We start from the raw sequence: 20,863 nt of genomic DNA, 5'->3' as shown, positions 1-20,863 counted from the left end.
ATGAGTCGTGAAGCTTTGCAGGAATCGCTGTCCGCGGTGATGGATAACGAAGCGGACGAACTGGAGTTGCGTCGGGTATTGAATGCCGTCGACGACAATGAAACCCGTGCCACCTGGTCGCGTTACCAGGTTGCCCGAGCAGCGATGCACAAGGAACTGCTGCTGCCAAAACTGGATATCGCCGCCGCGGTCAGTGCCGCGCTGGCTGACGAAGCCACGCCGGTCAAGGTTGCCCGTGGTCCATGGCGCAGCCTGGGTCGTCTGGCTGTTGCAGCTTCGGTGACCGTTGCAGTACTGGCAGGTGTGCGCCTGTACAACCAGGACGACATCAGCGGTGCCCAACTGGCTGCCCAGCAGCCTGTGCAGCAAGGCGTGACCGTACCTCAGGTACAAGGCCCGGCAGTACTGGCAGGCTACACCGAGAGTGCCGAACAGCCGACCGGCCCGATGGCCAATGGCGTGCTGCAAGGTCAAAGCGGCTGGCAGGACGAACGTCTGCCGGGCTACCTGCGCCAGCATGCTCAGGAAGCCGCCGTGGAAGGGACTGAAAGTGCTCTGCCTTATGCCCGTGCGGCCAGCCTGGAAAATCGCTGAGTAAGGAGGATCATGCGCGCGCCAACTCTACTACCGCTCTTGCTCGGAGGATGTCTGTCGGTGCCGGCCCTGGCCGCCAACTCCTCCACTGATGCCGCAGACTGGCTCAACCGTCTGGCCAAGGCCGAGCAGCAGCAGAGTTATCAGGGTACTTTCGTCTACGAGCGTAACGGCAGCTTTTCCACCCATGACATCTGGCATCGGGTGCAGGAAGGCAAGGTTCGTGAACGCTTGTTGCAACTCGATGGCCCAGCCCTTGAGGTTGTGCGGGTAGATGGACGTACCCAGTGCGTGAGCGGCGCCCTGGCCCGAGGAGTGGGCAATGCGGCGCAGTCTTCGCCCCGTGTCCTGGACCCCTTGAAGCTGATGAACTGGTACGACCTGAGTGTGGCAGGGCGCTCCCGGGTGGCCGGTCGCGAGGTCGAGATCATCACCCTCAGGCCGCGCGATCAGCATCGTTATGCCTTCGAGCTGCACCTGGATCGACAGTCGGGTTTGCCCCTCAAGTCGTTGCTGCTCAACGACAAGGAGCAACTGCTGGAGCGCTTCCAGTTCACCCGGTTGGAGACCGACAAGGCGCCGGACGATGCCCAACTGCAGCCCAGCAGCAACTGCAAGCCGGTGGCACAGGCCACTCAGCAGGTTGCCGAGGCCGCATCGGGATGGCGTTCCGATTGGTTGCCACCCGGCTTCGAGCTGGTCAACAGCGCGGTACGCAAGGATCCGGAACACAAGAGCATCGTCAGCAGCCTGATGTACGATGATGGCCTGGCACGCTTCTCGGTGTTTCTGGAGCCGGTTGCAGGCAATTCGGGCATCGACGCCCGTACCCAGCTTGGCCCGACGGTCGCGGTTTCGCGCCGGCTGACCACGCCCAAGGGTGATGTGGTGGTCACCGTGGTAGGGGAGATCCCCATCGGTACCGCCGAGCGGGTCGCCTTGTCGATGCGTGCCCAAGACGCCCACGCCAGCCAATGACGAGCCACAGGTAATGCGTTGATGATCGATGGGCCGCCAAGGCGTTGACATGATTCGTAAGCCTTCGAATTTGCAAAATTCTCCAGATTTATCTATAGGTCAGTTCTTTCGGGGGCTGGCCTTTACTGCTGTTGCAGCATCAACAATGCCGATCCACCGAGCCTGGTCGCAGCCTTTCGAGGATGTTGCCGGGCTTTGTGCGTTGGCTGGTCCCTACTGCTTAACCACGCTCGTTGTGACGGGAGCCGTATGTCAATACCTCGCTTGAAATCCTATCTGTCGCTGTTCGCCGCCGTGCTCATGCTCGGGCAGGTGCTCAACGCCCAGGCCGAAGCCCTGCCTGATTTCACCACCCTGGTCGAGCAGGCCTCGCCGGCGGTGGTCAACATCAGTACCAAGCAGAAGCTGCCTGATCGCAAGTATGCTGCGGGCCAGATGCCAGACCTCGAAGGCCTGCCGCCGATGTTCCGCGAGTTCTTCGAGCGCAACATGCCGCAAGCCCCGCGCTCACCCCGTGGCGATCGTCAGCGCGAGGCCCAGTCGCTGGGTTCGGGCTTCATCATTTCGGCCGACGGCTACATCCTCACCAACAACCACGTGGTGGCCGATGCCGATGAAATCATCGTGCGCCTGTCCGACCGCAGCGAACTGCAGGCCAAGCTGGTCGGCACCGACCCGCGTACCGACGTGGCATTGCTGAAGGTCGATGGCAAGAACCTGCCCACGGTCAAGCTGGGCGACTCCGAGAAACTCAAGGTGGGCGAGTGGGTGCTGGCCATCGGTTCGCCGTTCGGCTTCGATCACTCGGTGACCAAGGGTATCGTCAGCGCCAAGGGCCGCACCCTGCCCAACGACACCTACGTGCCGTTCATCCAGACCGACGTTGCGATCAACCCGGGTAACTCCGGTGGCCCGCTGTTCAACATGAATGGCGAAGTGGTCGGCATCAACTCGCAGATCTTCACCCGCTCGGGTGGCTTCATGGGCCTGTCGTTCGCTATCCCGATCGATGTTGCACTGGATGTTTCCAACCAGCTGAAAAAGGACGGCAAGGTCAGCCGTGGCTGGCTGGGCGTGGTGATCCAGGAGGTCAACAAGGACCTGGCCGAATCCTTCGGCCTGGACAAACCGGCCGGCGCATTGGTGGCCCAGGTGCTGGAAGATGGTCCGGCAGCCAAGGGCGGCCTGCAGGTGGGCGACGTGATCCTGAGCATGAACGGTCAGCCGATCGTCATGTCGGCTGACCTGCCGCACCTGGTCGGTGGCCTGAAAGATGGCGCCAAGGCCAAGCTGGAGATCATCCGCAACGGCAAGCGCCAGAACCTGGACGTGACCATCGGTGCACTGCCCGATGAAGATCAGGACGTGACCACCGGTGCCAATGGCGGCGTCGAGCGCAGCAGCAACCGCCTGGGCGTATCGGTAGCCGACCTGACCGCAGAGCAGAAAAAGACTCTGGAGCTCAAGGGCGGCGTGGTCATCAAGGAAGTGCAGGATGGTCCGGCCGCGATGATCGGCCTGCGTCCCGGTGACGTCATCAGCCACTTGAACAACCAGGCCATCCTTTCGGCGAAGAACTTCACCGAAATCGCCAAGGAACTGCCGAAGAACCGTTCGGTGTCGATGCGCGTGCTGCGTCAGGGCCGTGCCAGTTTCATCACCTTCAAGCTGGCCGAGTAAGGCCTGACCGAGAAGGTCGCGGTAAGAAAAAGCCCGACGCCGATGCGTCGGGCTTTTTCATGGGCGCGCAGTCAATTGCGAAAGCGTGCCAGAAGACCGGAGAAACCCCATGCGTGCTGGCTGTTCAAGCCAAGCAGTGTGGCGGCGGGCGTCATTGCGACGGCGATCATCTTTCTGTCCTTGGGGTAGTCCTGGAAGGCGATACCTTGGTTGCCAAAGGCAGTATCCAGTCGGCCATGGACTGTATAGCGGGCACGGTAGATGCGCTGACCGCCCAGGCCAAACACCACCAGCTTGCCGTCCTGGTGCAGCGCTGCGGCTTCCCATTCGTCTTCGTTGTGCGTGTTGAAGGTCAGCACCGTCGGGTTGCCGTGGTTATAGGTCGCGTCCCTCACACCTTCGGCATCGAATTGCCAAGTCATGGCGTTGGTGTCTTCGGGGCGCTCGCCGGGCAGGTTCCCCGCGACGATCAGGTGGCCATCGGGGCGTTGAATCAGCGTGTTGAAGCGGATGTTGGCGTTTCGACGCGGAGCAAGCCAGCGGAGCCAGCGCGGCAACCAGTGCAGCCAGCGCGACAGCGGGGATTCATACAGCTTGAAACCGTATCGGTCGCCAAAGGACGGGTCGGGTGTGCCGTCGTTTCTGAAGCGTGCGATGAAGCCTCGGGTCTCAGGCCCGTTGCGCAAGGTTCCGGCAACGAGAAATGTGCTTTCCTGCGCAATGACATTGGCGATCTGCACCGTCCCGGAAGGGTGCGTGATCTCGATGAACTGACCGCTCGGGAAACCGGCATTGCCGGCAAGATCCAGTCGATAGACGCAAGCATGGGTAGCCAGCCAATCCGACTCCAGCGTAGCACTGGCGAGCAGGTGTCCGGCCCGCAGCTGGAGTGACGTGGAATGCAGCTTCAGATGAAGGCTGTTGTCCTGATCCAGGGCAAGGTAACCGTGGGGGGAGGCATAGCTGGTGTCCAGCGCGCCCTGCGCGTCGAAACGTGCCACCACCAGTCTGTGGGGCTTGCCGGCGCTGTTCACCCATCCCAGCATCCATATCTTCGCGTTGGCATCGACGACGATGGCTTCCGCGCCCGATTCGGCCACCGGGTCGAATGTTCCGAACACTATCCCTTTGTTGCCGAACGTCGGGTCCAGATCACCTTTATCATCGAAGCGAAGCAAGGTATAGCGGGACTGCTCGTGGTCCCCGGTCAGGCCACACACGGTGATTGTGTCATCGTGTATTGCCACATCAGTGATGAAACGATCGGTGTCCGCAATTTGCGGTAGGGAGCGCTCGCCGTTGTCACCAAAGCTCGTATCGGGGCTTCCGGGGACTGCTGGTTGAACATGTGCCATGGCCATTTCTCCGTCTGGTGCCCTATATTCGGGTCTGCGCGAGCGGCCATCTACTGACAGAAATATCAGGCACCATGAAACTGGAGGGGCGGGCGTGGCGGCTGGCCCCTTCATAAGGTACAATTCCCGGCTATTTTTCGGCGGGCGTTCGCCCCGCAGCCTTTTTGAGTGTTGACCCGTGAGTGATTTGAGTCATATCCGCAATTTCTCCATCATCGCCCACATTGACCATGGCAAGTCGACCCTGGCCGACCGTTTCATCCAGATGTGCGGTGGCCTCACCGCGCGCGAGATGGAAGCGCAGGTACTTGACTCCATGGACCTCGAGCGCGAGCGCGGGATCACCATCAAAGCCCATAGCGTTACCCTGTATTACAAGGCGAACGACGGCATCACCTACCAGCTGAACTTCATCGACACCCCCGGCCACGTCGACTTCACCTATGAAGTCAGCCGTTCGCTGGCCGCCTGCGAAGGCGCGCTGCTGGTGGTCGATGCCGGCCAGGGCGTGGAGGCCCAGTCGGTCGCCAACTGCTACACCGCCATCGAGCAGGGCCTGGAGGTCATGCCGGTACTGAACAAGATGGACCTGCCCCAGGCCGATCCGGACCGCGTCAAGGACGAGATCGAGAAGATCATCGGCATCGACGCCACCGAAGCCGTGGCCTGCAGTGCCAAGAGCGGCATGGGCGTGGACGAGGTGCTCGAGCGCCTGGTGCAGACCATTCCGGCCCCTACCGGCGACATCGATGCACCGCTGCAGGCGCTGATCATCGACTCCTGGTTCGACAACTACCTGGGCGTCGTGTCCCTGGTGCGCGTGCGCCATGGCCGGGTCAAGAAGGGCGACAAGATTCTGGTCAAGTCCACCGGCAAGGTGCACCTGGTCGACAGCGTGGGCGTGTTCAACCCCAAGCACACCGCCACCGCCGACCTCAAGGCTGGAGAAGTGGGCTTCATCATCGCCAGCATCAAGGACATTCACGGTGCACCGGTCGGTGACACCCTGACCCTCAGTTCCACGCCCGACGTGGAAGTGCTGCCAGGCTTCAAACGTATCCAGCCCCAGGTATATGCCGGCCTGTTCCCGGTCAGTTCCGAAGATTTCGAAGATTTTCGTGACGCGCTGCAAAAGCTGACCCTGAACGACTCGTCGCTGCAGTACCTGCCCGAAAGCTCCGACGCACTGGGCTTCGGCTTCCGTTGCGGCTTCCTCGGCATGCTGCACATGGAGATCATCCAGGAGCGCCTGGAGCGCGAGTACGACCTGGACCTGATCACCACCGCGCCGAGCGTGATCTTCGAGGTCAAGCTCAAGACCGGTGAAACCATCTACGTCGACAACCCGTCCAAGCTGCCGGACGTGTCGTCGGTGGAAGACTTCCGCGAGCCGATCGTGGCCGCCACCATCCTCGTGCCGCAGGAGCACCTGGGCAACGTCATCACCCTGTGCATCGAGAAGCGTGGCGTACAGCGCGACATGCAGTTCCTCGGTTCCCAGGTGCAGGTGCGCTACGACCTGCCGATGAACGAAGTGGTACTGGACTTCTTCGACCGCCTCAAATCCACCAGCCGCGGCTATGCTTCGCTGGACTACCATTTCGACCGGTATCAGTCGGCCAACCTGGTCAAGCTCGATGTACTGATCAACGGCGACAAGGTCGATGCCCTGGCATTGATCGTGCACCGTGACAATGCGCACTACAAAGGCCGCGCGTTGACCGAGAAGATGAAGGAACTGATCCCGCGGCAGATGTTCGATGTGGCAATCCAGGCCGCCATTGGCGGGCAGATTGTGGCGCGTACCACTGTCAAGGCGCTCAGAAAGAACGTACTGGCCAAATGCTACGGTGGCGACGTTAGCCGTAAGCGCAAGCTGTTGGAAAAGCAGAAAGCCGGTAAGAAACGCATGAAACAGGTGGGCAACGTGGAAATTCCACAGGAAGCCTTCCTCGCCGTGCTCAGGTTGGATAGCTAGGTCCTATGTCACTAAATTTCCCGCTGTTGCTAGTCATCGCCGTTGCCGTGTGTGGACTGCTGGCCCTGATCGATCTGCTGTTCCTGGCCCCGCGCCGGCGCACGGCGATCAACACCTATCAGGGCAGCGTCAGCCAGCCCGAGATGGCGGTGGTCGAGCAGTTGAACAAGGAGCCGTTGCTGGTCGAGTACGGCAAGTCGTTCTTCCCGGTGCTGTTCATCGTGCTGGTGCTGCGCTCGTTCCTGGTCGAGCCGTTCCAGATCCCTTCGGGGTCGATGAAGCCGACCCTGGAAGTGGGCGACTTCATCCTGGTGAACAAGTTCTCCTACGGCATCCGCCTGCCGGTGATCGACAAGAAGGTCATCGAGGTCGGTGACCCGCAGCGTGGCGATGTGATGGTGTTCCGCTACCCGAGCGACCCGAACGTCAACTACATCAAGCGTGTGGTCGGCCTGCCGGGCGACCAGGTGCGCTACACCAGCGACAAGCGTCTGTTCGTCAACGGCCAGCCGATTGCCGAGCAACTGGTCGGCAGCGAGCCGGGCACCCTGGGCAGCGCCGAGCTGTACAAGGAGAAGCTGGGCGAGGCCGAGCACCTGATCCGCAAGGAGATGAGCCGCTATCGCATGCCGCCGGACCAGCAGTGGGTGGTGCCTGCCGGGCACTACTTCATGATGGGCGACAACCGCGACAACTCCAACGACAGTCGCTACTGGGATGACCCCAACATTCCCAAGGAGCTGCTGGGCATGGTTCCCGACAAGAACATCGTCGGCAAGGCCTTCGCCATCTGGATGAGCTGGCCAGAGCCCAAGCTCAGCCACTTCCCGAGCCTTTCGCGGGTTGGCCTGATCAAGTAACACCCTAACGGCGCTGTCCTTCGACAGCGCCGAATGCTTTTCTGGCATAGGCTGTACAAGGGCGTCCACAAGACGCGCCCCGGCCGGACGTCAGGCATGAACAAAACCGTCTTTCAGGATTTGCATTTGAACAACGCGTTAACCCCGTCGGCTTCGAGCCGGACAGAACTGTGTGAGCCCGGCGCCCTGGCGCCGCTGCTGAAAATCGACCACGAACAGCGCGTGGGTACACTGTGAGCGTTTCCTTGAGCCGCCTCGAGCGCCAGCTCGGCTACACCTTCAAGAACCAGGAGCTGATGCTGCTGGCCCTCACGCATCGCAGCTTTGCCGGCCGCAACAACGAACGGCTGGAGTTCCTTGGTGATGCGATCCTCAACTTCGTCGCCGGCGAGGCCCTGTTCGAGCGCTTCCCCCAGGCCCGCGAAGGCCAGCTGTCGCGCCTGCGCGCCCGCCTGGTCAAGGGTGAAACCCTGGCCGTGCTGGCCCGCGGTTTCGACCTGGGCGAGTACCTGCGCCTGGGCTCGGGCGAGCTGAAAAGCGGCGGGTTCCGGCGCGAGTCGATCCTGGCCGATGCCCTCGAGGCGCTGATCGGTGCGATCTACCTGGACTCGGACATGCACACCGCACGCGATCGCGTGCTGGCATGGCTGGCCGGTGAGTTCGAGAGCCTGACCCTGGTCGACACCAACAAGGACCCGAAAACCCGCCTGCAGGAGTTTCTGCAGTCGCGGGCCTGCGAACTGCCCCGCTACGAAGTGGTGGATATCCAGGGTGAACCCCATTGCCGGACGTTTTTCGTCGAATGCGAAGTGACCCTGTTGACTGAAAAAAGCCGAGGGCAGGGCGTGAGCCGGCGTATCGCCGAGCAGGTCGCGGCCGCCGCAGCACTGATCGCCCTGGGCGTGGAGAATGGCAATGACTGAACAGAACACTACCCGTTGCGGCTACGTCGCCATCGTCGGCCGCCCCAACGTGGGCAAGTCGACGCTGCTCAACCACATCCTCGGGCAGAAGCTCGCGATCACCTCGCGCAAGCCGCAGACCACCCGCCACAACATGCTCGGGATCAAGACCGAAGGTGATGTGCAGGCGGTGTACGTCGATACCCCCGGCATGCACAAGGGCAACGAGAAGGCGCTCAACCGCTACATGAACCGTACCGCCTCGGCGGCGTTGAAAGACGTCGACGTGGTGATCTTCGTGGTCGATCGCACCAAGTGGACCGACGAGGACCAACTGGTGCTCGAGCGCGTGCAGTACGTGCAGGGCCCGGTGATCCTGGCCATCAACAAGACCGACCGCATCGAGGACAAGGCCGAGCTGATGCCGCACCTGCAATGGCTGCAGGAGCAACTGCCCAACGCCGAGATCGTGCCGGTCTCGGCGCAGCACGGGCACAACCTCGATGCCCTCGAAGCGCTGATTGCCAAGCACCTGCCGGAAAACGAGCACTTCTTCCCCGAAGACCAGATCACCGACCGCAGCAGCCGCTTCCTGGCTGCCGAACTGGTACGCGAGAAGATCATGCGCCAGCTCGGCGCCGAGCTGCCGTACCAGATCACCGTCGAGATCGAGGAATTCAAGCAGCAGGGCAACGTGCTGCATATCCATGCACTGATCCTGGTCGAGCGTGACGGCCAGAAGAAGATCATCATTGGCGACAAGGGCGAGCGCATCAAGCGCATCGGCACCGAGGCGCGCAAGGACATGGAGCTGCTGTTCGACGCCAAGGTCATGCTGAACCTGTGGGTCAAGGTCAAGGGTGGCTGGTCCGACGACGAGCGCGCCCTGCGTTCGCTGGGCTACGGCGACCTCTGATTGCCCTGGCCCGACACCGGCCGGTGTCGGGCCCACCTCTTCGTGAAGCGCTGAATCATGGACATGCCAGACGGCCAACCGGCCTTCGTGCTGCACAGCCGGGCGTACCGTGAAACCAGTGCGCTGGTCGACTTCCTTACCCCCCAGGGGCGCCTGCGCGCCGTGCTGCGTCGTGCGCGCGGCAAGGCCGGCAGCCTGGCGCGTCCGTTCGTGCCGCTGGAGGTGCAGTTCCATGGGCGCGGCGAGCTCAAGAATGTCGGTCGCATGGACAGCGCAGGCGTGGCGGTCTGGCTCAACGGCGACGCGCTGTTCAGCGGGCTGTACCTCAATGAGCTGCTGATTCGCCTGCTTCAGGCCGAAGACCCGCACCCGGTGATGTTCGAGCAGTACGCTGCCACCTTGCAGGCACTGGGTGCGGGGCGCCCGCTGGAGCCGTTGCTGCGTGCCTTCGAATGGCGCCTGCTGGACGAGCTGGGCTATGGCTTTGCGCTTGAGCACGACATCAATGGCGATCCTCTGGTGGCCGATGGCCTGTACCGCCTGCAGGTGGACGCGGGCCTGGAGCGGGTGTACCTGGTGCAGCCAGGCTTGTTCAGTGGCGCGCACCTGCTGGCCATGGCCGAGGCCGAGTGGTCGATGCCGGGCGCGCTGGGCGCGGCCAAGCGCCTGATGCGCCAGGCGCTGGCGGTGCACCTGGGCGGGCGCCCGCTGGTCAGCCGGGAACTGTTTCGCAAGCCTTGATCACGACGTATGCTGTGAGGCTCAATTTTCAGGAGAGTCTCTTCGTGACCACCAGCAACCGCATCCTCCTTGGCGTGAACATCGACCACGTGGCGACCCTGCGCCAGGCCCGTGGCACGCGATATCCGGACCCGGTCAAGGCCGCGCTGGACGCCGAAGAGGCGGGTGCCGACGGCATCACCGTGCACTTGCGCGAAGACCGCCGGCATATCCAGGACCGTGACGTGCTGGTACTGAGCGAGGTGCTGCAGACGCGCATGAACTTCGAGATGGGCGTCACCGAAGAGATGATGCTGTTTGCCGAGCGCATTCGCCCGGCGCACATCTGCCTGGTGCCCGAGACACGCCAGGAACTGACCACCGAAGGTGGCCTGGACGTGGCGGGGCAGGAGGCGCGGATCAAGGCGGCGGTGGAGCGCCTGTCGCGCCTGGGGTCGGAGGTGTCGTTGTTCATCGATGCCGACGAGCGCCAGATCGAGGCCTCGCGCCGTGTTGGCGCGCCGGCGATCGAACTGCACACCGGGCGTTACGCCGATGCGCAGACCCCCGCCGAGGTGGCCGAAGAGCTCCAGCGCGTGGCCGATGGCGTGGCCTTCGGCCTGGCCCAGGGGCTGATCGTGAATGCCGGGCATGGCCTGCACTACCACAACGTCGAGCCGGTGGCGGCGATCAAGGGCATCAACGAACTGAACATCGGCCATGCACTGGTCGCCCATGCGTTGTTCGTGGGCTTCAAGGGTGCGGTCAGCGAGATGAAACAGCTGATTCTGGCAGCCAGCAACCGCTGAATGCGTCGTGACCTTCGCCGGCAAGGCCGGCTCCTACAGGCACCGCGATTCCTGTTGGAGCCGGCCTTGCCGGCGAAGCCGCCTAGCCAAATATCAGACTGAAGCGCGTAGGCCCCTGCGCCGCGCTGGTCACCTCCACCTGCCCACCATGCACCTGCATGATCGACTGCACGATGGCCAGCCCCAGCCCCGTGCCGCCCTCCACCCGCGAGCGCCCGCAGCCCACCCGGTAGAACCGCTCGAACAGGTGCGGCCAGTGCACCGCCTCGATCCCCGGCCCCTCGTTGCGCACCCAGCATTGCACGCCCCGTGCGCTCTGCTCGATGCCGATTTCCACCAGGCGGCCCTCGGGGCTGTGGCGAATTGCATTGCTCAACAGGTTCGACAGCGCCCGCTGCAGCATCAGCCGGTCGCCCTGCACCGTGCCCCAGCCGCTGACCTTCAGGGTGATCGCCTTGCATTCGGCGCTCAGCGCGAACAGCTCCACCACCCGTTGCGCCTCGTCGGCCAGCGCCACCGGCTTCAACGCCAGTTGCTGACGCGGCGCGTCCACCTGGGCCAGGAACAGCATGTCGGTGATGATCCGGTTCAGGCGCGTCAGCTCCTCGATGCTGTCCTCCAGCGCCACCCGGTAATCCTGCGCCGAGCGCACCCGTGACAAGGTCACCTGGGCCCTGCCCATCAGGTTGCTGATCGGCGTGCGCAGTTCGTGCGCCAGGTCATCGGAAAACTGCGACAGACGCTGCACGCCGCCATCCAGCCGGTCGAGCATCACGTTGATGCCGCGTGCCAGGGCACTCAGTTCCTGGGGCAGCTTGTCCTCGGGCAGGCGGTGGCTCAGCTCCTGCGCCGACACCTGGGCGGCAATCCGCCGAAACCTGCGCAGCGGCAGCAGACCACGCTGCACCAGCTTCCAGGCGGCAATGCCGATCAGCAGCAACAGCAGTGGCAACGCCAGCAACGTCGAACGCAGGTAGGCCTGCAGCAGGCCGAGGTCGTCGGCTCGGTTGAGCGTCAGCAGTACCCGCACCGGGGTGCCGTCACGCAGGGTCATCAGGCGCGCGGCGGTCATCAGACGGGCCTCGGCGCTGTCCTGCCATTCGCTGTAGCCCAGCGCTGTCCCGGCCGCGATACGCCGCAGCGGCTCGGCCTCCACTGCAGGCCCCAGGCTCAACAGGGCCGGGTGGCGTCCGGTCTGGGCGATGATGTTCAGGCTCAGGTCGTCGTGGCCCATCACCAGGTCGAGCAGGGGGTGGGCGCGCGAGCCCAGGTCGCTGGCCTTCAGGTCCACTCCCAGGCTGTGCTCGATCTGCTCCATCTTGCGTGCCAGCACCTTGCGGGCGCGGTTGTCCAGTTCGTGGTCCAGCGCCAGTACCGCCAGGCTCGCCAGCAGCAGCACCAGCGCCGCGCCCATCAGGCTGACGCTCAGGCCCAGGCGCAACGACAGTCGTGCCGGTTTCATTCGCGCGCTTCCAGCACATAGCCCACGCCGCGCAGGGTGTGGATCAGCTTGTCCTCGAAGGGGTCGTCGATCTTGGCCCGCAGGCGCCGGATCGACACCTCCACCACGTTGGTGTCGCAATCGAAGTTCATGTCCCACACCAGCGAGATGATCTGCGTGCGCGACAGCACCTCGCCGCTCTGGCGCATCAGCAGGTGCAGCAGGGCGAACTCCTTGGCCGTCAGGTCGATACGCTGGTTGCGCCGGTAGGCGCGGTGGCGGCTGGGGTCCAGCTCAAGGTCGGCGACCCTGAGCGTGGCCTGCGCCAGGTTCTGCTCGCTGCGCCGCAACAGGCTGCGAATGCGTGCCAGCAGTTCGGGAAACTCGAACGGCTTGAGCAGGTAATCGTCGGCGCCCAGGTCCAGGCCCTTGACCCGATCCGAGAGCCTGCCGTGGGCGGTCAGCATCATGATACGGGTCGAGGACTCCGCCCGCAGGCGTTGCAGCACGCTCCAGCCGTCGAGCTGCGGCAGGTTGACGTCGAGGATGACCAGGTCGTAGGCGTGCTGGCGGGCCAGGTGCAGGCCGTCAATGCCGGTGGCGGCGCAGTCGACGATGTAGCCGTTCTCGCTCAGGCCCTGCTGCAGGTACTCGGCGGTACGGACTTCGTCTTCGATGATCAATAGGCGCATGGGGTACTCGCGGCGTGCAAAACGGCAATTCTCAACCCTTGAGTCACTTCAGGGTCAAGGCGTGCCGCGCATGGTAAGCCAAGCCGGTCCTGAGCGGCGCTGGATAACAGATTTGTAATCCTGGGGTCATGTTGACGATAAAGCCCGCTCCCTAAAGTGCCCGCTTCGAAATGGGCGCGGGGGATTCACGCATGACGTGCAGGCACAGGCTTCATCCACAGCGCGTGGCGCGGCTGGCGGCGCTGGCCGGGGTGCTGCTGGGGCTTTCGACAGCGCTGCAGGCGAGCGTGCTGACGCTTGATGCCGCCTTGCGCACCGCGCAGGACAACAACCCCGAGCTTGCCGCGGCGCGCTGGGGCACCGAGATCGCCCTGGGCGAACGCAACCAGGCCGGCCTGCTGCCCAACCCGGAGTTGAGCTGGGAGCAGGAAGATACCCGCCGCGGCTCGCAGACCACCACCGTCAGCCTCAGCCAGCGCCTGGAACTGGGCGGCAAGCGCGGTGCGCGGGTGGAGGTGGCCCAGCGCGAGCAGGCCCTGGCGGCGCTGGAACTGGAACGCCAGGGCAATGCCTTGCGCGCCGAGGTGCTGGCTGCGTTTCATGCCGCCGTGCAGGCGCAGGAACGGCTGCAACTGGCCGAGCAGTCGCTGCGCCTGACTGAGCGTGGCCTGCAGGTGGTGCAGGGGCGGGTGCGGGCCGGCAGCGCTTCCCCCATCGAAACCACCCGCGCGCAGGTGCAGGTGTCCGAGATGCGCCTGGAACGAGGCCGTGCCCAGCAGACCGTGGCCGTGGCCTATCAGCAACTGGCCAGCGTGACGGGGGCGCCGCAGGCGGGGTTCGAGCGGGTGGCAGGCATGCCGTCCGACGCCCTGACCCCAGCCGAGGGCGACACGCTGCTTGCCCGCCTCGAGCGCACGGCCGAGCTGCGCCTGGCCCGCCTGCAGATCGAGCAGCGCGAGGCTGACCTGGGGCTGGCTCGCAGCCAGCGTATCCCCGACCTCACCGTCAGCCTGGGTAGCCAGTACAGCGAGGCCGACCGCGAGCGCATCAATGTGGTCGGGGTGTCGATACCGCTGCCCTTGTTCGATCGCAACCAGGGCAATGTGCTGGCGGCGGCGCGGCGTGCCGATCAGGCCCGCGACCTGCGCAACGGCGCCGAACTGCGGGTGCGCAGCGAAGTGGTGCAGGCGCTGGCGCAGTGGCAGGTGGCTGCGGGCGAGGTACAGGCCTTCGACCGCTCGATACTGCCGGCGGCGCAGCAGGCGGTGGACGCCGCCACGCGGGGTTTCGAGCGCGGCAAGTTCAGCTTTCTCGAGGTGCTCGACGCCCAGCGCACGCTGGTGGCGGCGCGCACCCAATACCTGGCGGCGCAGGCCCAGGGCAGCGATGCGCGAGTCCGCCTGGAACGACTTTTCGGCGACCTGGCCACCGCCAGCCGCTGACCCCCGACGATTTGCCGAGGAATGTGCATGAACAGCAAAACCATCACGCTGGTGGCCGTCACCCTGACCCTGGGCGTTGGCCTGGGGGTTGTGCTGGGTCACCAGATGAATGCGCCGCAGGCCTCCCACGCGGCGCATGCCGAGGCGGGCCATGGCGATGAGGAAAAGGGCCATGGCGACGACGCCCATGGCGAGGAAGGCCATGGCGAAGAACAGCAGGAGGGCCACCTGACCCTGAGCGACGAGCAGATCCAGGTGGCCGGTATCGAGCTGGCCACCGTGGCCCCGCGCACCTTGAGCCGCAGCCTCGGCCTGCCGGGCGAGATCCGCTTCGACGAGGACCGTACCGCGCACCTGGTGCCGCGTGCGGCCGGGGTGGTGGAATCGGTGGCCGTGGTGCTCGGCCAGCAGGTCAAGGCCGGGCAACTGCTGGCGGTGATCGCCAGCCCGCAGATCTCCGAGCAGCGCAGCGAGCTGGCGGCCAGCCAGCGGCGACTGGAACTGGCGCGCGGCACCTTCGCCCGCGAGAAAGACCTGTGGCAGGAGGGCATCTCTGCCGAACAGGACTACCTGCAGGCGCGCCAGGCCCTGCAGGAAGCCGAGATCGCCGCCACCAATGCCCGGCAGAAGATCAGCGCGCTGAGTGGCAGCGTGGTGCTGGCCGGCGGCAACCGCTATGAGCTGCGTGCACCGTTTGACGGGCAGGTGGTGGAAAAGCACCTGGTGCCGGGCGAAGTGGTCAGCGAGAGCAGTGCGGCCTTCACCTTGTCCGACCTGTCGCGGGTGTGGGCAACCTTTGGCGTGGCCCCGCGTGACCTGGCCAGGCTGCGCGTCGGCATGCCGGTGACGGTGCTGGCCAGTGAACTGGGCGAGCAGGCCAGCGGCACGGTCAGCCATGTGGGCAGCCTGCTCGGCGAGCAGACCCGCACCGCCACCGTGCGGGTCACCCTGGACAACCCTCGCGGCGCCTGGCGCCCCGGCCTGTTCGTGGCGGTGCGGGTGCCTACCGAACGCCTGGACGAGGCGCTGGCGGTACCGGAGGCCGCGCTGCAGACCCTCGAAGAGCAGCCCACCGTGTTCGTGCGCAGTGCAGAGGGCTTCACCGCCCAGGCGGTGACCCCGGGTGTGGTGGCCGACGGCTTCGTGCAGATCAAGGCGGGCCTGCAGGCCGGCCAGCAGGTGGCGGCACAGGGCAGCTTCATCCTCAAGTCGGAGCTGGGCAAAGCCAGCGCCGAGCATTCCCACTGAGCCCCCACGAGTACTCCTCATGTTCGAACGGATCATTCAATTTGCCATCGAGCAGCGCCTGATCGTGATGCTCGCGGTGCTGCTGATGGCCGGGCTGGGGCTGGCCAGCTACCAGAAGCTGCCGATCGATGCGGTGCCCGACATCACCAACGTGCAGGTGCAGATCAACACCTCGGCGGCGGGCTTTTCACCGCTGGAAACCGAGCAGCGCATCACTTTCGCCATCGAGACCGCCATGGCCGGCCTGCCGGGCCTGGAGCAGACCCGTTCGCTGTCGCGCTCGGGGCTGTCGCAGGTGACGGTGATCTTCGACGAGGGCACCGACCTGTTCTTCGCCCGGCAACTGGTCAACGAGCGCCTGCAACAGGCGCGCGGGCAGTTGCCCGACGGCGTCGAGGCGGCCATGGGGCCGATCTCCACCGGCCTGGGCGAGATCTTCCTGTGGACCGTGGAAGCCGCGCCGGATGCGCGCAAGGCCGACGGCAGCGAGTACACGCCCACCGACCTGCGCGAGATCCAGGACTGGATCATCAAGCCGCAGTTGCGCAACGTGCGCGGTGTGGCCGAGATCAACAGCATCGGCGGCTACGCCAAGGAGTACCAGATTGCCCCCGACCTCAGGCGCCTGGCCGCCTACAAGCTGACCCTGGGCGACCTGCTGACGGCCCTGGAGCGCAACAACGCCAACGTCGGTGCCGGCTACATCGAGCGCCGTGGCGAGCAACTGCTGATTCGTGCGCCGGGGCAACTGGCAGGCATCGACGACATTGCCAACATCGTGCTGGCCACTGTCGACGGCACCTCGATTCGCGTGCGCGATGTCGCCCAGGTGGGCATCGGCCGCGAACTGCGCAGCGGCGCGGCTACCGAAAATGGCCGTGAGGTGGTGCTGGGCACCGTGTTCATGCTGGTCGGCGAGAACAGCCGCACTGTGTCGCGGGCAGTGGCCGACAAGCTGGCGCAGATCAACCGCACGCTGCCGGCGGGTGTCAGCGCGGTCACGGTGTACGACCGCACCGACCTGGTCGACAAGGCCATCGCCACGGTGAAGAAGAACCTGGTGGAAGGTGCAATCCTGGTGATCGCGGTGCTGTTCCTGTTTCTGGGCAACATCCGCGCCGCGCTGATCACCGCCATGGTGATTCCGCTGTCGATGCTGTTCACCTTCACCGGCATGTTCGGCAACAAGGTCAGTGCCAACCTGATGAGCCTGGGTGCGTTGGACTTCGGCATCATCGTCGATGGCGCGGTGGTGATCGTGGAGAACGCGATCCGCCGCCTGGCCCACGCCCAGCAGCACCATGGCCGCCTGCTGACCCGCTCCGAGCGCCTGCACGAAGTGTTCAATGCCGCCCGCGAGGCGCGCCGCCCGCTGATCTTCGGCCAGTTGATCATCATGGTGGTGTACCTGCCGATCTTTGCCCTGGGCGGGGTGGAGGGCAAGATGTTCCACCCCATGGCCTTCACCGTGGTGATCGCCCTGCTGGGAGCGATGCTGCTCTCGGTGACCTTCGTGCCGGCGGCCATCGCGCTGTTCGTCACCGGCAAGGTCAAGGAAGAGGAAAACCTGCTGATGCGCAGCGCCAAGGCCGGCTATGCGCCGCTATTGCGCTGGGTGATGGGGCACCGTGGGCTGGCGTTTACCCTGGCCGGGGCGTCGGTGCTGCTGTGCACGGTGCTGGCCGGGCGCATGGGCAGCGAGTTCGTGCCCAGCCTCAGCGAAGGCGATTTCGCCCTGCAGGCACTGCGGGTGCCGGGCACCAGCCTGAGCCAGTCGGTGCAATTGCAGCAGCGCCTGGAGGAGAGTGTGGTCAGCCAGGTGCCGGAGGTGCAGCGCGTATTTGCGCGCACCGGCACCGCCGAGATCGCCGCCGACCCGATGCCGCCGAACATCTCCGACAGTTACGTGATGCTCAAGCCGCAGGCGCAGTGGCCCGACCCCGGCAAGTCGCGCGAGCAACTGATCGCCGATATCCAGCGCGCGGCGGCGCGGGTGCCGGGTAGCAACTACGAGCTGTCGCAGCCGATTCAACTGCGCTTCAACGAGCTGATTTCCGGGGTGCGCAGCGATGTGGCGGTCAAGGTCTTCGGCGACGACATGACGGTGCTCAACCGCACGGCAGCACAGATTGCCGCAACCTTGCAGGCGGTGCCGGGGGCATCGGAGGTCAAGGTCGAGCAGACCTCGGGCCTGCCGGTGCTGACCATCGAGGTCGACCGCGACAAGGCTGCACGCTACGGGCTCAACGTCGGCGATGTGCAGGACACCATCGCCGTGGCCGTGGGCGGCCGCCAGGCCGGCACGCTGTACGAGGGCGACCGGCGTTTCGACATGGTGGTGCGCCTCTCGGACGACGTGCGTACCGACATCGAAGGCTTGTCGCAGCTGCTGATTCCGGTACCGGCCAGTGCGGGCAGCGACGGCGGTATCGGCTTCATCAGCCTGGCCGAGGTGGCCAGCCTGGCGCTGGTGCAGGGGCCCAACCAGGTGAGCCGCGAAGACGGCAAGCGCCTGGTGGTGGTCAGCGCCAACGTGCGTGGCCGCGACATCGGTTCGTTCGTGGCCGAGGCCGGCGAGCGCATCGATACGCAGGTGGAAGTGCCGCCTGGCTACTGGACGCGTTGGGGCGGTCAGTTCGAGCAGTTGCAATCGGCGGCCAAGCGCCTGCAGGTGGTGGTGCCGGTGGCATTGCTGCTGGTGTTCGGGCTGCTGTTCATGATGTTCAACAGCGTCAGGGACGGCCTGCTGGTGTTCACCGGCATCCCGTTCGCGCTGACCGGCGGGGTGGTGGCGCTGTGGCTGCGCGACATTCCATTGTCGATTTCGGCAGGGGTGGGCTTCATCGCCCTGTCGGGGGTGGCGGTGCTCAACGGGCTGGTGATGATCGCCTTCATCCGCAGCTTGCGCGAGCAGGGCCGGCCGCTGCGCGTGGCCATCGACGAAGGTGCGCTGACGCGTCTGCGGCCGGTGCTGATGACCGCGTTGGTGGCGTCGCTGGGGTTCATTCCGATGGCACTGGCCACTGGCACCGGTGCCGAGGTGCAGCGCCCGCTGGCCACCGTGGTGATCGGCGGCATCCTCTCGTCCACCGCGTTGACCCTGCTGGTGCTGCCGGCCCTGTACCACTGGGCGCACCGCAAGGAGGAGGAGCACAATCTTGCAGCACTGTAATGTGCGGCTCACCTTGGCGTTAGCTTGGGCTGCTTATGATCGGTTCGAATCCAATCATGAGGGAAGGTCGATGAACCTGAGCAAGTACGCACTGATCGCCGCGTTGCTGCTGGGCAGCAGCGCGGCAATGGCCGAAGGCGGCGCCGAGCGCACCAAGGCGTTCTGGGCCGAGTTTCGCAAGAGCCAGGAGCGGGTGCATGGGGAGGGCAGGAAGGAGGTAGCGCAGAAGAAGGAGCAGGTGCAGCAGCAGGTGGTGAAGGACTGACGCACGCCGTGTTCGCAAGGGCCTCTGCGCCGGCAAGGCCGGCTCCTGCAGGCGAAGAGGCCCCCTTCTGATTACTTGCGCGCCACCAGCACCGCCCGCCTGGGTGCCGGCAGGCCTTCGACGGTTCGGGTCGGGTCGGTAGGGTCGAGGAAGTCGCTCAGCGACTGGTAGCGCATCCAGTCGGTGCTGCGTTGTTCCTCGACGCTGGTCACGCTCACATCCACGCAGCGCACATCGCTGAAGCCGGCGCGACGCAACCAGCGCTCCAGTGCCGGCACCGAGGGCAGAAACCATACATTGCGCATCTGCGCATAGCGGTCTTCAGGCACCAGCACCTGATGCTCGTCACCCTCGACCACCAGGGTTTCCAACACCAGTTCGCCCCCCTTGACCAGGCAGTCCTTGAGCGCCAGCAAATGCTCGATCGGCGAGCGGCGGTGGTAGAACACCCCCATCGAGAACACCGTGTCGAAACCTTCCAGGTTGGCCGGCAGGTCTTCCAGGGCGAACGGCAAGTGCCAGGCGGGAAGGTCCGGCAGGTAACGCTGCACGGCCTGGAACTGGCAGAAGAACAACCAGTTGGGGTCCACGCCGATCACGCTGTCGGCGCCGGCGCCGAGCATGCGCCATTGGTAGTAGCCGTTGCCACAGCCCACATCCAGCACGCGTTTGCCGCGCAGGTCCAGGTGCGGCGCGACCCGTGACCACTTCCAGTCCGAACGCCATTCGGTGTCCACGTGCACGCCGAACAGGTCGAACGGGCCCTTGCGCCAGGGCGACAGGCCCATCAGCGCGGTGCGCACCTGTGCGCGGGTGGCGTCGTCGCAATCGCTGTCCAGGCGCAGGCCGTGCAGCAGGTCGACCTGGCTGGGCTCCAGGGCCGGCAGCGCATCCAGTGCGCTTTGCCAGCGCTCCAGGTCGCCATGGCCCTTTTCCAGCTTGGCATCGAGTTGCGCCTGCAGGCCTTGGGCCCAGTGCGCCAATGGGGTGCCCGCCATGCGGCGGACCAGGGGAGTCAGATCGATCATGGCAGGGCAATCAGCGAGGCGAAGTTCAGGCACTGGAACCACGGCACCACCTGCGAGAAACCGGCTGCCAGCAGGCGCTGACGGTGTTCCTCGAGGCTGTCGGGTTTCATCACGTTTTCGATGGCACTGCGCTTCTGGGCAATTTCCAGTTCGCTGTAGCCGTTGGCGCGTTTGAAGGCCACGTGCAGATCGGTGAGCAGGGCCTGTTGCTGCGGGTCGGCAAAGCGCAGCTTTTCCGACAGGATCAGTGCGCCGCCAGGCACCAGGCACTGGCGAATGCGGCCAAGCAGGGCCAGGCGTGCCTGCGGCTCGATGAACTGCAGGGTGAAGTTCAGCGCCACCACCGACGCCGGCTGCAGGTCCAGCGCGGTGATGTCGGCCTCGATCACCTGCACCGGCAGCAACTCCTGGTGCATCGCGTCCTGGTGGCTGAGGTATTCGCGGCAGCGCTCGACCATGGCCGGGGAGTTGTCTACTGCCAGCACCTTGCAGCCCTCGCTGCGTACATGTCGGCGCATCGCCTGGGTCACCGCACCGAGCGAGCTGCCCAGGTCGTACAGCAGGGTATCGGGCTGGGCGAACTGGGCAGCCAGCACGCCGATGTTCTCGACGATCGTCGGGTAGCCGGGCACCGAGCGCTTGATCATGTCGGGGAAAACCCGCACGACATCTTCGTTGAAGGTGAAATCGGGGACCTGCGCCAGCGGGGTGGCGAACAGGCGATCGGGCTCTTTGCTCACGGGCAATCCAGGCGTTCGGCGGTAAAGGGCCGGCATTTTAGCC

The 20,863-nt window shown here is 65.0% G+C and carries 19 protein-coding genes; 14 read left to right on the top strand and 5 right to left on the bottom strand.

The genetic code is table 11. The features are described from left to right. The 3 genes from LOY33_RS20020 (at position 1) to LOY33_RS20010 (ending at position 3,252) form a co-directional block, all read left to right on the top strand. Complete coding sequence (locus LOY33_RS20020; protein ID WP_043862032.1) at positions 1 to 594, top strand: sigma-E factor negative regulatory protein; 594 nt, start codon at positions 1 to 3, stop codon at positions 592 to 594. Between the two features lie 12 nt (positions 595 to 606). Beyond that, positions 607 to 1,572, top strand: coding sequence for a MucB/RseB C-terminal domain-containing protein (locus LOY33_RS20015; RefSeq protein ID WP_043862031.1), 966 nt, complete (start codon positions 607 to 609; stop codon positions 1,570 to 1,572). Between the two features lie 300 nt (positions 1,573 to 1,872). After that, the gene (locus LOY33_RS20010; protein WP_370409179.1) at positions 1,873 to 3,252 is read left to right on the top strand and encodes a DegQ family serine endoprotease; all 1,380 of its coding nucleotides are present in this window, start codon (positions 1,873 to 1,875) and stop codon (positions 3,250 to 3,252) included. A 71-nt stretch (positions 3,253 to 3,323) separates the two neighbouring features. On the opposite strand, the gene LOY33_RS20005 is transcribed toward LOY33_RS20010, so the two are convergent. Continuing rightward, positions 3,324 to 4,607, bottom strand: coding sequence for a hypothetical protein (locus LOY33_RS20005; protein WP_258659844.1), 1,284 nt, complete (start codon positions 4,605 to 4,607; stop codon positions 3,324 to 3,326). A gap of 178 nt (positions 4,608 to 4,785) precedes the next feature. Here LOY33_RS20005 and lepA point away from each other — a divergent pair, with 178 nt between their 5' ends. The 7 genes from lepA (at position 4,786) to pdxJ (ending at position 10,792) form a co-directional block, all read left to right on the top strand. Continuing rightward, positions 4,786 to 6,585, top strand: a complete 1,800-nt coding sequence (lepA, locus tag LOY33_RS20000; RefSeq protein WP_258659841.1) for a translation elongation factor 4 — start codon at positions 4,786 to 4,788, stop codon at positions 6,583 to 6,585. 5 nt (positions 6,586 to 6,590) lie between these two features. After that, positions 6,591 to 7,445, top strand: coding sequence for a signal peptidase I (lepB, locus tag LOY33_RS19995; RefSeq protein WP_043862027.1), 855 nt, complete (start codon positions 6,591 to 6,593; stop codon positions 7,443 to 7,445). Between the two features lie 96 nt (positions 7,446 to 7,541). After that, positions 7,542 to 7,682, top strand: coding sequence for a hypothetical protein (locus tag LOY33_RS19990; protein WP_156326207.1), 141 nt, complete (start codon positions 7,542 to 7,544; stop codon positions 7,680 to 7,682). Further along, positions 7,679 to 8,368, top strand: a complete 690-nt coding sequence (gene rnc, locus LOY33_RS19985; RefSeq protein ID WP_043862025.1) for a ribonuclease III — start codon at positions 7,679 to 7,681, stop codon at positions 8,366 to 8,368. Before LOY33_RS19990 ends, rnc begins: the two co-directional genes overlap by 4 nt. Beyond that, positions 8,361 to 9,263 (top strand): GTPase Era, encoded by a 903-nt coding sequence (era, locus tag LOY33_RS19980; protein ID WP_043862024.1) that lies wholly within the window; start codon positions 8,361 to 8,363, stop codon positions 9,261 to 9,263. Before rnc ends, era begins: the two co-directional genes overlap by 8 nt. Positions 9,264 to 9,320: 57 nt before the next feature. Then, positions 9,321 to 10,004 carry a DNA repair protein RecO gene (gene recO, locus LOY33_RS19975; RefSeq protein WP_043862023.1) on the top strand — a complete coding sequence of 228 codons (684 nt, stop codon included), beginning with the start codon at positions 9,321 to 9,323 and terminating at the stop codon, positions 10,002 to 10,004. Between the two features lie 44 nt (positions 10,005 to 10,048). Beyond that, positions 10,049 to 10,792, top strand: a complete 744-nt coding sequence (gene pdxJ / locus LOY33_RS19970; protein WP_258659838.1) for a pyridoxine 5'-phosphate synthase — start codon at positions 10,049 to 10,051, stop codon at positions 10,790 to 10,792. 82 nt (positions 10,793 to 10,874) lie between these two features. Here the strand turns inward: pdxJ and LOY33_RS19965 are convergent, their stop codons facing one another. Both LOY33_RS19965 and LOY33_RS19960 read right to left on the bottom strand, forming a co-directional pair. After that, positions 10,875 to 12,254 (bottom strand): heavy metal sensor histidine kinase, encoded by a 1,380-nt coding sequence (locus LOY33_RS19965; protein WP_043862021.1) that lies wholly within the window; start codon positions 12,252 to 12,254, stop codon positions 10,875 to 10,877. After that, entirely contained in the window at positions 12,251 to 12,925 is a 675-nt protein-coding gene (locus LOY33_RS19960) for a heavy metal response regulator transcription factor (protein ID WP_258659837.1), read from the bottom strand. Before LOY33_RS19960 ends, LOY33_RS19965 begins: the two co-directional genes overlap by 4 nt. Before the next feature lie 191 nt (positions 12,926 to 13,116). Here LOY33_RS19960 and LOY33_RS19955 point away from each other — a divergent pair, with 191 nt between their 5' ends. The 4 genes from LOY33_RS19955 (at position 13,117) to LOY33_RS19940 (ending at position 19,052) form a co-directional block, all read left to right on the top strand. Continuing rightward, on the top strand, positions 13,117 to 14,367 hold the full coding sequence (locus LOY33_RS19955; RefSeq protein WP_043862019.1) for a TolC family protein: 1,251 nt from the start codon (positions 13,117 to 13,119) through the stop codon (positions 14,365 to 14,367). A 27-nt stretch (positions 14,368 to 14,394) separates the two neighbouring features. After that, positions 14,395 to 15,615 (top strand): efflux RND transporter periplasmic adaptor subunit, encoded by a 1,221-nt coding sequence (locus LOY33_RS19950; protein ID WP_043862018.1) that lies wholly within the window; start codon positions 14,395 to 14,397, stop codon positions 15,613 to 15,615. A 19-nt stretch (positions 15,616 to 15,634) separates the two neighbouring features. After that, the gene (locus LOY33_RS19945; protein ID WP_258659835.1) at positions 15,635 to 18,787 is read left to right on the top strand and encodes a CusA/CzcA family heavy metal efflux RND transporter; all 3,153 of its coding nucleotides are present in this window, start codon (positions 15,635 to 15,637) and stop codon (positions 18,785 to 18,787) included. A 70-nt stretch (positions 18,788 to 18,857) separates the two neighbouring features. Then, the gene (locus LOY33_RS19940) at positions 18,858 to 19,052 is read left to right on the top strand and encodes a co-regulatory protein PtrA N-terminal domain-containing protein (protein WP_058540951.1); all 195 of its coding nucleotides are present in this window, start codon (positions 18,858 to 18,860) and stop codon (positions 19,050 to 19,052) included. A 71-nt stretch (positions 19,053 to 19,123) separates the two neighbouring features. On the opposite strand, the gene cmoB is transcribed toward LOY33_RS19940, so the two are convergent. Then, complete coding sequence (gene cmoB, locus LOY33_RS19935) at positions 19,124 to 20,080, bottom strand: tRNA 5-methoxyuridine(34)/uridine 5-oxyacetic acid(34) synthase CmoB (RefSeq protein WP_043862015.1); 957 nt, start codon at positions 20,078 to 20,080, stop codon at positions 19,124 to 19,126. Next, complete coding sequence (gene cmoA / locus LOY33_RS19930) at positions 20,077 to 20,856, bottom strand: carboxy-S-adenosyl-L-methionine synthase CmoA (protein WP_173925038.1); 780 nt, start codon at positions 20,854 to 20,856, stop codon at positions 20,077 to 20,079. Before cmoA ends, cmoB begins: the two co-directional genes overlap by 4 nt. Between the last annotated feature and the right edge of the window lie 7 nt (positions 20,857 to 20,863).

It is taken from the genome of Pseudomonas sp. B21-036, assembly GCF_024748925.1.
GTDB lineage: Bacteria > Pseudomonadota > Gammaproteobacteria > Pseudomonadales > Pseudomonadaceae > Aquipseudomonas > Aquipseudomonas palmensis.
Note: the sequence above shows the minus strand (reverse complement) of the source record. Positions and strands in the feature narration are given on the sequence as shown.

Excerpts from the sequence above, each read along its gene's own strand:
- LOY33_RS20020 (WP_043862032.1), top strand. The coding sequence starts at position 1 with ATGAGTCGTGAAGCTTTGCAGGAATCGCTGTCCGCGGTGATGGATAAC.
- LOY33_RS20015 (WP_043862031.1), top strand. The coding sequence starts at position 607 with ATGCGCGCGCCAACTCTACTACCGCTCTTGCTCGGAGGATGTCTGTCG.
- LOY33_RS20010 (WP_370409179.1), top strand. The coding sequence starts at position 1,873 with ATGCTCGGGCAGGTGCTCAACGCCCAGGCCGAAGCCCTGCCTGATTTC.
- LOY33_RS20005 (WP_258659844.1), bottom strand. The coding sequence starts at position 4,607 with ATGGCACATGTTCAACCAGCAGTCCCCGGAAGCCCCGATACGAGCTTT.
- lepB (WP_043862027.1), top strand. The coding sequence starts at position 6,591 with ATGTCACTAAATTTCCCGCTGTTGCTAGTCATCGCCGTTGCCGTGTGT.
- LOY33_RS19990 (WP_156326207.1), top strand. The coding sequence starts at position 7,542 with ATGAACAAAACCGTCTTTCAGGATTTGCATTTGAACAACGCGTTAACC.
- era (WP_043862024.1), top strand. The coding sequence starts at position 8,361 with ATGACTGAACAGAACACTACCCGTTGCGGCTACGTCGCCATCGTCGGC.
- recO (WP_043862023.1), top strand. The coding sequence starts at position 9,321 with ATGGACATGCCAGACGGCCAACCGGCCTTCGTGCTGCACAGCCGGGCG.
- LOY33_RS19965 (WP_043862021.1), bottom strand. The coding sequence starts at position 12,254 with ATGAAACCGGCACGACTGTCGTTGCGCCTGGGCCTGAGCGTCAGCCTG.
- LOY33_RS19960 (WP_258659837.1), bottom strand. The coding sequence starts at position 12,925 with ATGCGCCTATTGATCATCGAAGACGAAGTCCGTACCGCCGAGTACCTG.
- LOY33_RS19955 (WP_043862019.1), top strand. The coding sequence starts at position 13,117 with ATGACGTGCAGGCACAGGCTTCATCCACAGCGCGTGGCGCGGCTGGCG.
- LOY33_RS19950 (WP_043862018.1), top strand. The coding sequence starts at position 14,395 with ATGAACAGCAAAACCATCACGCTGGTGGCCGTCACCCTGACCCTGGGC.
- LOY33_RS19945 (WP_258659835.1), top strand. The coding sequence starts at position 15,635 with ATGTTCGAACGGATCATTCAATTTGCCATCGAGCAGCGCCTGATCGTG.
- LOY33_RS19940 (WP_058540951.1), top strand. The coding sequence starts at position 18,858 with ATGAACCTGAGCAAGTACGCACTGATCGCCGCGTTGCTGCTGGGCAGC.
- cmoB (WP_043862015.1), bottom strand. The coding sequence starts at position 20,080 with ATGATCGATCTGACTCCCCTGGTCCGCCGCATGGCGGGCACCCCATTG.
- cmoA (WP_173925038.1), bottom strand. The coding sequence starts at position 20,856 with ATGCCGGCCCTTTACCGCCGAACGCCTGGATTGCCCGTGAGCAAAGAG.